The sequence below is a fragment of the Streptomyces sp. SPB162 genome, from assembly GCF_029504575.1.
Classification (GTDB): Bacteria; Actinomycetota; Actinomycetes; order Streptomycetales; family Streptomycetaceae; genus Actinacidiphila.
The window spans coordinates 3,872,618-3,885,241 of the sequence record NZ_JAQFII010000001.1 but is presented as its reverse complement, the minus strand read 5'-3'; the positions used below and the strand labels follow the sequence as shown (position 1 = coordinate 3,885,241).

General features: G+C 72.6%; 12 protein-coding genes. 3 read left to right on the top strand and 9 right to left on the bottom strand.

What is annotated here, in order from left to right; genetic code table 11:
* Positions 1–3 precede the first annotated feature (3 nt).
* From efeB to M2266_RS17685, 6 genes are all read right to left on the bottom strand, one after another.
* Entirely contained in the window at positions 4–1,305 is a 1,302-nt protein-coding gene (efeB, locus tag M2266_RS17710) for an iron uptake transporter deferrochelatase/peroxidase subunit (RefSeq protein ID WP_277439059.1), read from the bottom strand.
* Complete coding sequence (locus M2266_RS17705) at positions 1,302–3,185, bottom strand: copper resistance protein CopC (protein ID WP_277439058.1); 1,884 nt, start codon at positions 3,183–3,185, stop codon at positions 1,302–1,304. The genes efeB and M2266_RS17705 overlap by 4 nt, the downstream gene beginning before the upstream one ends.
* Before the next feature lie 12 nt (positions 3,186–3,197).
* Entirely contained in the window at positions 3,198–3,659 is a 462-nt protein-coding gene (locus tag M2266_RS17700) for a copper chaperone PCu(A)C (RefSeq protein WP_277439057.1), read from the bottom strand.
* Between the two features lie 20 nt (positions 3,660–3,679).
* Positions 3,680–4,324, bottom strand: a complete 645-nt coding sequence (locus tag M2266_RS17695; protein WP_277439056.1) for an SCO family protein — start codon at positions 4,322–4,324, stop codon at positions 3,680–3,682.
* 150 nt (positions 4,325–4,474) lie between these two features.
* Positions 4,475–5,197, bottom strand: coding sequence for a YcnI family protein (locus tag M2266_RS17690; RefSeq protein ID WP_277439055.1), 723 nt, complete (start codon positions 5,195–5,197; stop codon positions 4,475–4,477).
* Positions 5,198–5,302: 105 nt separating this feature from the next.
* The gene (locus M2266_RS17685; protein ID WP_277439054.1) at positions 5,303–6,085 is read right to left on the bottom strand and encodes a hypothetical protein; all 783 of its coding nucleotides are present in this window, start codon (positions 6,083–6,085) and stop codon (positions 5,303–5,305) included.
* 205 nt (positions 6,086–6,290) lie between these two features.
* On the opposite strand from M2266_RS17685, the gene M2266_RS17680 reads away from it, so the two are divergent.
* Positions 6,291–6,734, top strand: a complete 444-nt coding sequence (locus M2266_RS17680) for an ATP-binding protein (protein WP_277439053.1) — start codon at positions 6,291–6,293, stop codon at positions 6,732–6,734.
* Here the strand turns inward: M2266_RS17680 and M2266_RS17675 are convergent.
* The 3 genes from M2266_RS17675 to M2266_RS17665 all read right to left on the bottom strand — a co-directional run bounded on the left by M2266_RS17675 (position 6,721) and on the right by M2266_RS17665 (position 10,418).
* Positions 6,721–7,296 (bottom strand): winged helix-turn-helix domain-containing protein, encoded by a 576-nt coding sequence (locus M2266_RS17675; RefSeq protein ID WP_277439052.1) that lies wholly within the window; start codon positions 7,294–7,296, stop codon positions 6,721–6,723. The genes M2266_RS17680 and M2266_RS17675 overlap by 14 nt on opposite strands.
* 68 nt (positions 7,297–7,364) lie before the next feature.
* Complete coding sequence (locus tag M2266_RS17670; RefSeq protein ID WP_277439051.1) at positions 7,365–8,846, bottom strand: aminopeptidase P family protein; 1,482 nt, start codon at positions 8,844–8,846, stop codon at positions 7,365–7,367.
* Between the two features lie 108 nt (positions 8,847–8,954).
* On the bottom strand, positions 8,955–10,418 hold the full coding sequence (locus M2266_RS17665; protein ID WP_277439050.1) for a PP2C family protein-serine/threonine phosphatase: 1,464 nt from the start codon (positions 10,416–10,418) through the stop codon (positions 8,955–8,957).
* Positions 10,419–10,988: 570 nt separating this feature from the next.
* Here M2266_RS17665 and M2266_RS17660 point away from each other — a divergent pair.
* Together M2266_RS17660 and M2266_RS17655 are read left to right on the top strand one after the other, a co-directional pair.
* Positions 10,989–11,675 carry a bifunctional DNA primase/polymerase gene (locus M2266_RS17660; RefSeq protein ID WP_277439049.1) on the top strand — a complete coding sequence of 229 codons (687 nt, stop codon included), beginning with the start codon at positions 10,989–10,991 and terminating at the stop codon, positions 11,673–11,675.
* A 247-nt stretch (positions 11,676–11,922) separates the two neighbouring features.
* Complete coding sequence (locus M2266_RS17655) at positions 11,923–12,552, top strand: hypothetical protein (RefSeq protein WP_277439048.1); 630 nt, start codon at positions 11,923–11,925, stop codon at positions 12,550–12,552.
* Positions 12,553–12,624 lie beyond the last annotated feature (72 nt).

The following is a 12,624-nucleotide window of genomic DNA, read 5'->3' as shown; positions in this document are numbered from 1 at the left end:
GGTTCACGACTCCAGCAGCCGCTGCCCCACGTACTCCCCGCTCCCCGGCGCGCCGGGGACCGCGAACAGGCCACTCGACTCGTGGCGCAGGAAGCGGGACAGCCCGTCCCCGCGGTCCAGCTTCCGCTGGACGGGGACGAATCCGCGCTGCGGATCGGCCTGCCAGCAGACGAAGAGCAGGCCGGCGTCCGGGCTCCCGTCGGAGCCGATGCCGTCGTGGAACGAGAACGGCCGGCGCAGCATCGCCGCTCCGCCGTTCGAGGCGGGTGCGGCCACCCGGATGTGCGCGTCGCCCGCGATGGCCGGCGCCCCCAGGTCGTCCCGCTTGTCCAGGTCCACGGGGGCCGTCTCGCTGCTGTCCGTGGAGTGCACGCCGTCCGACAGAGGTGAGCCGTTCCCCTTGCGGCGGCCGATCACCTTCTCCTGTTGCTCCACGGACAGGTGGTCCCAGGAGTCGAGGAGCATCCGAATCCGGCGCACCACCGCGTACGAGCCACCCGCCATCCACTCCGGGGAACGGGCTGTGCCACCGGCCGGAACGAAGATCCGCGCGTCGAAGTCCGGGTCGGTGGCCTTGGGGTTGTTGGTGCCGTCCACCTGGCCCATGAGATTGCGTGACGTCATCGGCTCGAGGGTCGCGCCCGGCGTGCGGTTGAAGCCGTTCATCTGCCAGCGCACCCGGACGGTGTCCCCCGCCGTCTTCTGCAGCACGCGCAGGGCGTGGAAGGCGACGAGCGCGTCGTCCGAGCCGATCTGCACCCACAGGTCGCCGTTGCTGCGGGCCGGGTCCAGCGCGTCCGCGGAGTAGGCGGGGAGGGGGGCGAGGGCCGCCGGCAGCTGGGCCTCCAGGCCGGTCCTGGTGAAGAGGGACCTGCCGAATCCGAAGGTGATGGTGAGCGAGTTCGGACCCGCGTCCCAGGCGATCTGGTCGTCGTCGGTGGCGAGCCGGCCGACGGTCATCTCCTGGGCGGCATTCGTCCAGCGGCTGAGCAGCGCGGCGGCGTTCTCGCGCCCCTGCCCGGGCGCGAGGTCGAAGGCCATCAGATGGCCGCGGGCCTGCCGCGGGGTGGTGATGCCGGCCTGGTGCGTGCCGTCCCGGAAGGGGACGCCGGTCGCGCCGACCGAGGTGAGCGGCGTCGGGTCGTCTCGCAGGGCGGCGGCGCCGAAGGCCGCGCCCGCGCCGCCGGTGACCAGGCCCGCCGCGCCGGCCGCGCCCGCCGTGCCGAGCAGCCGCCGCCGGCTGAGGGCGGGCCCGGCGGGACGCTCGGGGGCGACCCGCTCGTCCAGCGTCCGTTGTTCGGTCATGAGGTGACCTCCACGTTCCTGGTCTCGGTCACCTGGTCGATGTCGGAGGTCCGCACGGTCACGGACACCTGCCACGTCCCGGCCATCGGCAGCTGCACCGAGGCCGCGGTCCAGTGGCCGACGTCGAGGTGCTGCAGCGCCACCGGCAGCGGCCCGATGTTCTTGGCCTTGAGGGTGAATTCGAGCTTCACCTCCGGCACGTCGACCGGCACCGGATCCGCGCCGGAGATCAGGACGTGCACCTCGTTCTGGCCGACCCGTCCCGGATCGACGGTGATCAGGGCCTGGCCCTTCCCCTTGGGGCCACCCGTGTCGTACGGGATGCGCACGCTGAGCGGCAGCCCGGAGGAGGGGGCGGCGGGCGCGGGCGCCGAGCCGGTCTTCTCCTGCGCCGCGCGGCCGGGCTGCGTGCCGGTGAGCAGCGTCGTCACGGCCAGGACGACCACGGCGACGGCGACCTCGGCCAGCACGGACTTCCGCAGCCCGTCGCGTTCGGGGTCGGCCTCCCTGGTCTTCTTCGCCTGGGCCTTGTCCCGGGCGGTGCGCTGCAGCCGCAGCTGCGCCTGCCGGGCCGGGTCCGTGGAGGAGCCGGCCACGACGCGCTCCGGCCGCTTGGCGGCCGCCGCGGCCGTCACGGAGACGGCGGGGGCGCCGAGCCGCGCGGTCCAGCGCCGCGACAGCCAGGCCAGTTCGACGAGCAGGACGACGAGGCCGATCTTGACGAGCAGCAGCTGCCCGTAGGAGGTGGAGACGAAGGCGTCCCACGAGCCGAGCTGCCGCCAGGACTGGTAGACGCCGGTGGCCACCAGCGTCGCCACCGCCGCGAAACCGATGCGCGAGAAGCGCTGGACGGCCTCGCGCTCGATGCCGAGCCCTGCCACCAGGGCGGTCAGCAGGGCGGTCAGGCCGCCGAGCCACACCGCCATCGACAGCAGATGCGCGACGTCGACCGGCATGGCGAGGCCGGACTGGATGCCGACGGAGGCGTGTTCCGCCATCGCCCAGGTCGCGGCGATGCCCGTCGCGATGACCCCGCCGCCGATGCCCAGCCCCCAGGCGAGGTCGGCGCGCTCGGCCCGCTCGCTCTCGTCGGCGGGCGTCCCGCGTTTGGCGTACGAGCCGAACAGGACCGCCAGGAAGACGGCGGCGGCGGCCAGCAGCAGCAGCCGGGAGAGCAGCGCGGCGCCCGGGCGGGTGTTGAGCACGTCGCGCATCACGCCGAGGTCGAGCGCGTCGCCGAGCCCGCTGCCGTTCACATACGGCCCGCGCAGCATCAGCAGCGCGATGGTGGACGCGACGAGCGCGACCCAGCCGCCGACCGCGATCCGCTGCATGGGGCGCAGCAGGGCGCCGCGCGGCCAGCACACGGCGAGGAAGACGGAGGCGCCGACGAGCAGCGCGAATCCGGCGTAGGCGATGTAGCGCCCGATGCCGTAGAGGACGCCCGCGGGGCCGCCGCCGACGGCCTGCGCCTGGTCGGCGAGGACGACGGAGGTTTTGGACGGGGCGCCGACGGAGAACGTGAACGCGCCCGCGACCGGGTGGCTGTCCTCCGAGACGGCCTTCCAGGCGACGGTGTAGGTACCGTCGCCGAGCCCGGCGCGCAGCGCGACCGCGGCCGTGGCGGTGTTGCCGTTCGCGTGTTGCGGCGGACCGCTGTCCACCCGGCCGCCGGCCGGGTCGAGGACCCGCAGCGAGTCGGCGGACAGCAGCACGCCTTCGGAGAAGGTGAGCAGCACCTGCTGGGGCGCGGTCTTGACGATCGCGTCCTCGCCGGGGTCGGTGTTCACCAGCGCGGCATGCGCGGAGGCCGGGGCGGCGGCTCCCAGCACGACGGCGAGCAGGGCGCCCAGTACGACCAGCGCACGCCTGATGGTCATCGTCGCTCCTCCTCAGCCCTTCGGCCGGTAGCCGGCCGGCTCGACCGGCACGGTGACGCCGATCGGGTCGGCGGTGGCGAAGTGCAGTTGCATGGACACCTTGTCGCCGGCCACCGGCTTGTGCGTGAGTTCCGTCAGCATCAGGTGGTTGCCGCCGTTGCTGAGCGTAAGCCGCCCGCCCGCCGGGACGGTCAGGGAGCTCACCTTGCGCATACGGTTCTCCGCGGTGGCGTGCAGGGTGATATCGGCGGCCAGGTCGCTGCTGACCGAGGTGAGTTCCGCGTCGGTGTCGCCGGTGTTGGTGACCGTGAAGTAGCCGGCGGCCATGTCGGCCATCACCGGCTGCGGTATGTACGCCCCGGTCACCGACAGCCTCGGCCCCTTCGCTCCGACGTGCGCCGCGGCGTCGGACGCGTCGGAGGCGGATGAACACCCGGTGAGCGCGAGGGCGGCGGCGAGCAGGCCGGGAACCACCGCACAAGAGCTCCGGCGCCTCACGGGGCCTCGCTCTTCATGAGCTTCGGCAGGTAGGCGGCGAACTCGTCGGCGGTGGTGCCGGACATGTACAGCACGTGTCCCTTGTCGTCCTTCGGCCAGAAGGCCAGGACCTCGGCGCCGTGCGTGACGGTGACGCTGCCGTCCTTCTCCGTGACCGGCTTGTCGATGCCGACGCCGACGGATTTGGCGGCCTTCTGGATCGTGGCGAAGTCGCCGGTCAGGCCGACGAAGTCCTTGTCCTGGGCGGCCAGCCACTCGCCGAGGCGCTGCGGGGTGTCGCGCGCGGGGTCCGTGCTGACGAACACGACCCGGAGCTTCTCCTGGTCGGCCTTGGGCAGCCGCGACTTGGCGATGGCGATGTCGCTCATCGTCGTGGGGCAGACGTCGGGGCAGTGGGTGTAGCCGAAGAAGAGCAGGACGGGCCGGCCCGCCGTCTCCTTGACCAGGTCATACGGCGTGCCGTGGGTATCGGTGAGGGTCAGGGCCGGCTTGCTGAAGGGGGCGTCGAGGAGGGTGCCCGGCCGGGACGCCCCTCCGGAGACGACGGCGACCGGCTCCTTGGAGTCGCCGTCGGAGGCGCCGCATCCGGCGAGGGTAGCGACGGCCGCCAGGGCGATGCCGATCTTGATCATGGTGCGCATGAGAGTTTCCCGGGGAGTGCGATGGCGGGGCCGGGCGGCCGTACGGGTCGGCGGCGGGCCGACGCGGCGGCTGCCGGGACCGCGGGGTCCCGGCAGCGACGAGCGTCACCACCGTCGAGAACGTGCCTTACGGCCGCCCGGCCGGGTGCGTCAGGCGGAGGTGCGGCGGCGTCCGGCCAGGACACCGAACGCGACGCCGATGACGCCGACGACGATTCCGGCGACGCCGAGGATCCGCGCCGTCGTATCGCTGCTGTCGGAGTCGGCGGCCGCGGCGGTCGTCGTGTCCTTCGCCTTGGTGTCGGCGGCGGGGGCCGCCGAGCCGTGTTCGTCCGCCACCGCCGCGGTCAGCTTCAGCGCGGGCGCCGGGTTCGCCGGCTCGGCCGCGCCGGCCTTCTCCTCCTCGATCCAGCGCACGACCTCGTTGTTCGAGTACGTCTGGAGGGCCTTGAAGACCAGCTCGTCCGTATCGTCGGGAAGCGGGCCGAACGAGACGGGGAACTGCTGGAACTGGCCGGGCTCGATCGTGCCGCCGCTCCAGGTGATCTTCGTGACGGCCTCGGTCACCTGCTTGCCGTGCATGGTCATCGGCTTGGCGAGCTTGGTCTTGGTGACCTCCACCTTCCAGCCGGGCACGGCCTGGGTGGAGACGGAGGCGATCGGGTGGTCCGCCGGCAGGTTCACTTCGAGCTTGATCGTCGAGGCGTTGTCCCGCTCGTTGGGGACCTTGAACGCGACGGTGCTGTAGCCGCCCTTGGGGGCGCTGTTGGGCGTGACGGAGACATGCGCGAAGGCCGGTACGGCGGCCATCAGCAGCGTGGCACCGGTGAGCGCGCCGACGGTGGTCAGACGGCGCGTGCGGAAACTGTTCACGGGGCACTCCACGGTGAGGGGGAAGGGGGTCGGCGCGTCGGCGGAACGCGCGAGACCGCCGCCCCCGTGGTCCGGTGGGAACCGGGCCGGTGGAGACCGCTCGCGTCAGACCGCCAGGGCGTACGCCGGTGGCCCGCGCCGCGCCAGGCTGTGGCGCAGCCGTACGCCGCGCGCCTTTCCCCGCCCGGCGGTGAACCGGCGCGGCCGGAGCGCGGCGAGCCGGTCGTCGGCCGCTCCCGCCACCAGGACGCGCACCAGTGCGACGAACACGCCGCGCAGCACGTCGGCCGACAGCCGCACCAGCCGCCACAGGGCGGCCTCGCCGCGCCGCAGCAGCCATCCGACGGCGAGCGCGGCGAACAGGTGGGCGAGGAGCATCGGCAGCGAGTACGCCATCGCCGCGTGCATTCCGGTGAAGCCGGTGTCACCCGGTCGAGTGACGGGGCCCATGGGCATCGCGGACGCCGGGTCGATGCCCGCGTCGCGCACGATCCGCTCCGCGCTCTGCCGGGTGAGGGCGACCGCGGAGGTGTGGCCGCCGCACAGCAGACGACCGGCCAGCGCCAGCACGCCGGCGCCGCCGTCCTGGCCCGTGGCGGGGTCCCCGCAGGCCTGTCCCACGCCGAAGATCGCGTGCAGCGCGACCTGTCCCACCGCGAGCGTCGTGACGATGCCCCGGAGCGACCGTTCCCGGCCGGCCAGCGGCGCTGCCACGGCGAACACCGCGAGGCAGCCCATCACCAGCGCGGCGGCCGACACCCCGTGACGGGACGCCAGCGCGTGCCCGGCCGCGGACAGCGCGACACAGACCGCGGTGAACACCGCGGCCCGCAGCAGTCGCAGTCCGGCGCCCGCGCGCACGGGGGAAACGGGTGAAGGGGAAGCCATGACGGGCGTCATCCTCTCACCGCCGGGAACCGGCGCATACGGGGGGTGTCCGGCTTGAGGGGGTGCGGACGAGTCGCCCCAATACACCTGTACGCCGGGGTCCCACATCCGCCGAATGAGCGGCATCACGTCAAGAGGACGCTTACGGGGCGCAATTCGTGGCTATAGGTATCCGTAAGTCGAGCCGTGGCCTGGAGGCTGGAGCATGAGCATCTGGTGGTCTCTCCACTTGCGGCGCGAGGCCGCGAGCGTTCCGCTCGCCCGACGGCTGCTGCTGGGAACGATGCAGACCGCCGGGGTCGATCCGGAGATCTGTTACGACCTGTCCGTGGCGCTGTCCGAGGCCTGTGCCAACGCCGTGGAACACGCGGGCGAGGGTGACTACAGCGTGACGGCGCGCATCGACGGCGACCGCTGCCGCATCGAGGTCGCCGACTCCGGTCCGGGCTTCGCGCCCGACCGGCCACGCCACCAACTCGCCCGGCCGCTGGCCCTGAAGGGCCGGCATGCCGAGGACGGACGGGGACTGTTCCTCATCGAGGCGCTGGTGGATCACGTCCACTTCCACAACCGGCCCGGCCGGGGCGCCGTGGTGACGATCGACAAGATCCTCAAGTGGCGGGACGACGCGCTGCTCAAGGCGTCGTAAGAGCCGCGGGGTCCTCGTCCGCTGCCTCCGCCGCCCCTCCGGCTGCCCCCTCGGGTGTCCCATCGGCCCGCACGAGGAACGCCATCACCGTGGCGCCGAGCAGGACGGAACCGGGGGCGCGCGGGGCGCGGGCGGCTTCGTGCAGGTCCGCGAGGAGCTCCGCCATGCGGGTGCGGAAGGCGTCCCATGCCTCGGGCGCCACCCACAGCTCCACGTCGGAGGTCACCCCCTCCTGCCCGGGAACCCGGCGGGCGGCCCGGTCGCGCAGGTTGTGCGCCAGCGCCTCGGCGAGCAGCGGGGTGCCGTCCTGCCGGTCGGAGAGCGGGGTGCCGTGCACGGTGCGGTAGCGCCGCTCCCTGCCGCCGCGGTGCGAGCGGACCTCGGCGAGTTCCACGAGCCCGGCGGCGTCGAGCCGGCGCAGGTGCTGGCTGGCCAGCGCGTGCGAGATGTCCAGCTCCCGGGAGAGCTCCGCCGCGGAGAGCGGGGCGGCCCACATCAGCGACAGCATGCGCAGCCGTACCGGATGGGCCAGGGCGCGCAGCGCGGGGTCGGTTGTCGTCACGGCGGCCAGTAAACCGCCCCGGGTGCCGGATCGCGGCGCCCGAGGCGGGTTACGTGTCCGTCCGCGGATCAGCCCCTGAGGCCGGCCATCCACGCCTCGACCTCGTCGGAGCGGCGCGGCAGCGCTTCCGACAGGTTCCGGTTGCCGTCGGCGGTGACGAGGATGTCGTCCTCGATGCGGACGCCGATGCCGCGGTACTCGGCCGGCACCGACAGGTCGTCCGCCTGGAAGTACAGACCGGGCTCGACGGTGAGCACCATGCCGGGCTCCAGCACGCAGTCCACGTACGTCTCGGTCCGCGCGTGCGCGCAGTCGTGGACGTCCAGACCGAGCATGTGGCCGGTGCCGTGCAGGGTCCAGCGGCGCTGCAGCGTGAGTTCCAGCACCCGCTCGACCGGGCCCTCGAGCAGGCCCCACTCGACGAGCCTCTCGGCGAGCACCCGCTGCGAGGCGTCGTGGAAGTCGCGGTAGGCGGCGCCGGGCTTGACCGCCGCGATGCCCGCCGACTGGGACTCGTACACCGCGTCGTAGATCTTGCGCTGGATGTCGCTGAAGCGGCCGCTGATCGGCAGGGTGCGCGTGACGTCGGCGGTGTAGAGGCTGTGGGTCTCCACACCGGCGTCCAGGAGCAGCAGCTCGCCGGAGCGGACCGGGCCGTCGTTGCGCACCCAGTGCAGGGTGGTGGCGTGCGGACCGGCGGCGCAGATCGAGCCGTAGCCGATGTCGTTGCCCTCGACGCGGGCGCGGAGGAAGAACGTCCCCTCGATGTAGCGCTCGGAGGTCGCCTCGGCCTTGTCCAGCACCTTGACGACGTCCTCGAAGCCGCGGGCGGTGGAGTCGACCGCCGCCTGCAACTCGCCGATCTCCCACTCGTCCTTGACCAGCCGCAGCTCGGAGAGGAACTCCTTCAGCTCGGCGTCGCGCTCGGCGGTGACCTTGTCGTGCAGCGCGCCCTCGATGCCCGCGTCGTAGCCGCGCACCACCCGGACCGGGCCGGTCGCCACGGCCAGCTTCGCGACGACTTCACGGACGTCCGAGCACGGCAGACCGAGCAGCTGTGCGCCCTCGCTGAGGCTGTTGCGGCGGCCGGTCCACAGCTCGCCCTGGCCGTCGAGCCAGAACTCGCCGTTCTCGCGGCTGGAGCGGGGGAGCAGGTACGCGGTCGCGTCGTGCCCCTGGCCGCCCTTGGCGGGCTCCAGGACCAGGACGGCGTCCTGCGTCTGGTCGCCGGTGAGGTGGACGTACTCGCTCGACGCCCGGAAGGAGTACTCCGTGTCGTTCGCGCGCGTCTTGAGGTTGCCCGCCGGGATGACCAGCCGCTCGCCCGGGAAGCGGGCGGACAGCGCGGCCCGGCGGCGTGCGGCGTGGGGCGCCTGGGCGATCGGCCGCAGGTCGTGCAGCTCGGTGTCGGCCCAGTCCGACTTCATGAGCTCGGCGAGCTCGTCGGAGACCTCGGGGTAGAGGCCGTTCTTGCGCTGCTTGATCGGCTGCTCTTCGGCCGCTTCGACCTCTTCGGACACGTCCTGCCTCCTCGCAATAGACCGATCCATCGTATGTGCGTACGGAAGGTCGACTACAGGGGGCTTAGGTCACGAAGTCCGGCAAAGCGGACCAGCGGGTGCGGGTTCGGGTGCGGGTGCGGGTGCGGGTGCGGGGGCTCAGTCGAAGCGGACGGCGAGCAGGACGACGTCCTCCGAACTGTCGAGGGTGTCGAGACCGTCCGGCAGCACGGTGCGCAGCACGTGGTCGGCGAGCAGGTCCGGGTCGTCGCGGGTGGCGCGCGGCGCGCTCTGGGCGGCGCTGTGCAGCCGGGCGAGCGCGCGGTCCATCGGCTCGCCGGTGCGGTGCAGCAGGCCGTCGGTGTACAGCAGCAGCGTCTCGCCCGACTCCGGCCGGACCTCGACACTGGGCGCCTCCCAGCAGCTCAGCATGCCCAGCGGGGCCGAGAGCGAGGTCTCGATGTACTCGATCCGGTGGTCGCCGACGATCAGCGGCGGGCAGTGTCCCGCGCCCGCCAGCACGAGCTTGTGCTGGTCCGGCTCCGCGTACGCGAACAGAGCGGTCGCGGATCGGGCGGGCTCGGTGAGCCGCAGCAGCAGCTCCAGGTCGGACAGGACGGCGACCGGGTCCTCGCCCTCCATGACGGCGTAGGCCCGCAGCGAGGCCCGCAGCCGGCCCATCGCGGCGACCGCGCTGGGTCCCGATCCGGTGACGCCGCCGACGGCGAGGCCGAGCGCGCCCTCGGGGAGCGGCAGCGCGTCGTACCAGTCGCCGCCGCCCCGCGGTCCCGTGTCGTGCCGTACGGCCATCCGTACGCCGGCGACCCGCGGCAGCCGGGCGGGCAGCAACTCCTCGGCGAGGGTGGCCAGGGTGGAGCGGGAGCGGCTCAGTTCCAGCTGGCGGGCGATGTGTTCCGCCGCGTACCGGCCGTAGAGGCCGACGAGGTGGCGCTGGCGTTCGACCGGCTCGGCCGGTTCGTCGTACAGCCAGACGGCCGCGGCGAGATGGCCGGTCCGCTCGGTGGTGAGCCGCAACGCGTAGCTGGCGTCGAAGCCGAGGTGCGCGGCGACTTCACGGTGGCGCGGGTCGAGGCCGGGCTCGTGCGGCAGGTCGGCGTGGATGATCTCGTCGCCGTCCGCGGGCACGTGGGGGGAGGCGGGCGCGGGCGCGTTCCCGTCAGGGGCGTCCTCGGCGGTGGTGTCTGCGGTCCCGGTGTTCCCGGTGTTCCCGGTCGGGTCGTCGAGCAGGATCCCGTAGGAGGCCGCGCCGTGCGGCACGGTCTCGATGGTGCCCAGATCGGCGTGGCCGAGGCCGAGACCCACGGTGGTGTCGGGGCCCAGCCGGTCGGCGGGTTCCAGGACCAGCAGACCGCGGCGGGCGCCGACCAACGCGGCGCCGGCCCGCAGGACTTCGCGCAGCGAGTCCTCGAGGCCGGCGGTGCCCGCGAGGCGTTCGGTGAGCTCGTGAAGTGTGGTGAGATCGGAGATCCAGCAGGCCAGCCGGTCCTGGACGGCCGCGAGGCGGTCCACGGGGCGGCATTCGGCCGCAGGGGCCGAAGTGTGTGGCGCGGCAGGAATGGGAGGCTTGGTTCCGGCCACTTTTGGAACCCGGGTGGTGCTCATGGCCGGCGGCTTCGCGTGAGATCACGGGCTGAGCGGGAAACAGTGCCAGTTGTCGGCGATTCAGGATTTTTGCCGACTCGCGTGCGGGGCTTGATGAAGCAGGTCAAGTGCGTCAATAGCATCGCAAACCCCCATATCGTGCTGCGCCGCTACCAGGTTTCCACTTGTACACGCCTGATCGTGGGCATGTCCAGGATTGTGCTGGTAGAAGGAGTGGTGTCGCGCTCGAAAAGCTTGGCCGAAAATGACCACACCCGACGACAATTGCCGGTCGACTGATGGCGTCCAACAGCGCGTCATATTCACGGTGGTGGGTAGGAACCCGGTGTCTGGCTTCAGCGTCCTACTAGTAGATGACGGCCGGCCTACCCCCGAGTGGCGGGGTGCTCACACACCCAGCGGAAGCGCACAGCGCGGCAGACAGAACACGAAGCGCCATGCGTGCGCCACCCCTCGCCACGTTCCACGCTCGGCTAGCAGCGTGATGCGCTGCCTTGTAAGCGGTGTGCTCGAGATTACGTTGTGTCATGGGCAGATCCTCTGAGCGTTAACGGAAAGGAACTTTGCGCTATGCGCGAGATCCTCGGAAGGCGACGCAAGCTCTCGTTCCGATGGAGGGGCCAGTCCGCGCTGCTCAGCGCGGTTCTCACCTACACCGAACAGTGGGGATGGCCGGTGGTGCCCGGTGTCGGGCACGACCGCCGTGGTTCCTGGCGGGCGGCGGGGGCGCAGCCGTGCGCCTGTCCACGCCCGGACTGCCCCGTTCCCGGCGTGCACCCGCACGATCCCGGACTCATGGCGGCCACCCGCGACCCGCGCATGGTGCGCTGGTGGTGGACGGCCCGCCCCGACGCGCCCGTGGTGCTCGCCACGGGCGAGCGCGTTTCAGCGGTCAGCCTGCCGGCCGTGGCCGGTGCGCGAGCCCTGGACACCCTCGACCGGCTGGGCGTGCGGCTCGGCCCGGTGGTGGCCACCCCGACGCGCCTGGTGCTGCTCGTCGCCCCGTACTCCCTGGAGGAGTTGGGCGAGTTGCTCGATTCCCACGAATGGGTGCCCAGCTCGCTGCGGTACCACGGGCAGGGCGGTTACGTGGCGCTGCCGCCGTCGGGCAGCGGCGCGGCGCAACTGCGGTGGATCCGGCCGCCGGTGGTCGACGCGGGCGCCGGCTCGCCGTGGCTGCCGAGCGTCGCGCTCATCGTGGACACCCTCGTCCGCGCGGGCCGGACGGCACCGGACGGGACGCGCCTCACGTATTGACAGGACGCGCCTCACGTACGGACGGGACGCGCCTCAGGTATTGACGGGACGCGCCTCACGTATTGACGGGACGGGCGGCGGGAGACCTGCGTCGGCCCGGTGCGCCGGGCCGTTGGCGGTGTCACTCGTTCGGGTAGCAGCAGGGGGTCGTGGCCCGGTATACGGGCCAACGGCCCCCTTTTCGGCGTGATGGGCCCGATATGTTCGGCGTACCGCACCAGCCGCAATCCCTGACAGGTGGAATCCGATGGAGCGCGCCCCGAATCTGCGCATGATCGCCCTCACCAGTGTGATCGCGCTCGCGGTGGTCCTGCCGTTGGCCGCCGCCACCGCGGGGCCCGCGGGCCCCCCGGGCCGGGCCGCGCGGAGCGACCGGCCGCAGGCCGTGCCCGGCGTGGCGGACGGTCCGGGTGCCGGGGCCCTCGGCGGGCTGCTCCCGGCGCTCGGGCCCGCCTCCCCGGCCACCGGGCCGGTTCCAGGGCCGGTTCCGAGGTCGTCCGGGGCTCCCGGCGCCGGTAACGGCGCGGTGCGGCCGGTCACGGCCTGCGGGCCGCAACTCACCTCGCCCGACGGTCTCCAGGCGCAGACCTGCACGATCGCGGTGGGCGGCGACACCTGGGCGCGGTCGTACTACCGCAACGGGACCGGCGACCCGCTCGACGGCGTACTGATCCTCATGCGGCCGGACGGCGGGACGGTGCGGGTGGAGTGCCCGGTCGGAGCCGGAACGGCTCCCGGTTCCTGTGAGACCCCGCGCGAACGGACCGTGACAGCGGTTTCTCCGGATGACGGTGTGACGCAGGTCTACAGCGCGGTCGCGGAGTTCGCTTCGGCGGGAAGTGAGCGAATGCTGCTACGAGCCGGTAGCAATCGGTAGCAATAGCTGAACAGAAATCAGCCAATGTAGATCAACTTCCGGACATTGCCTGGTGAGGGGCGGGTCCGGGCA

What these genes read in the sequence shown, in the direction of transcription:
- M2266_RS17660 (WP_277439049.1), top strand. Translation starts at nt 10,989, where the DNA reads ATGCGCGAGATCCTCGGAAGGCGACGCAAGCTCTCGTTCCGATGGAGG.
- M2266_RS17705 (WP_277439058.1), bottom strand. Translation starts at nt 3,185, where the DNA reads ATGACCATCAGGCGTGCGCTGGTCGTACTGGGCGCCCTGCTCGCCGTC.
- M2266_RS17680 (WP_277439053.1), top strand. Translation starts at nt 6,291, where the DNA reads ATGAGCATCTGGTGGTCTCTCCACTTGCGGCGCGAGGCCGCGAGCGTT.
- efeB (WP_277439059.1), bottom strand. Translation starts at nt 1,305, where the DNA reads ATGACCGAACAACGGACGCTGGACGAGCGGGTCGCCCCCGAGCGTCCC.
- M2266_RS17655 (WP_277439048.1), top strand. Translation starts at nt 11,923, where the DNA reads ATGGAGCGCGCCCCGAATCTGCGCATGATCGCCCTCACCAGTGTGATC.
- M2266_RS17695 (WP_277439056.1), bottom strand. Translation starts at nt 4,324, where the DNA reads ATGCGCACCATGATCAAGATCGGCATCGCCCTGGCGGCCGTCGCTACC.
- M2266_RS17685 (WP_277439054.1), bottom strand. Translation starts at nt 6,085, where the DNA reads ATGGCTTCCCCTTCACCCGTTTCCCCCGTGCGCGCGGGCGCCGGACTG.
- M2266_RS17665 (WP_277439050.1), bottom strand. Translation starts at nt 10,418, where the DNA reads ATGAGCACCACCCGGGTTCCAAAAGTGGCCGGAACCAAGCCTCCCATT.
- M2266_RS17670 (WP_277439051.1), bottom strand. Translation starts at nt 8,846, where the DNA reads ATGGATCGGTCTATTGCGAGGAGGCAGGACGTGTCCGAAGAGGTCGAA.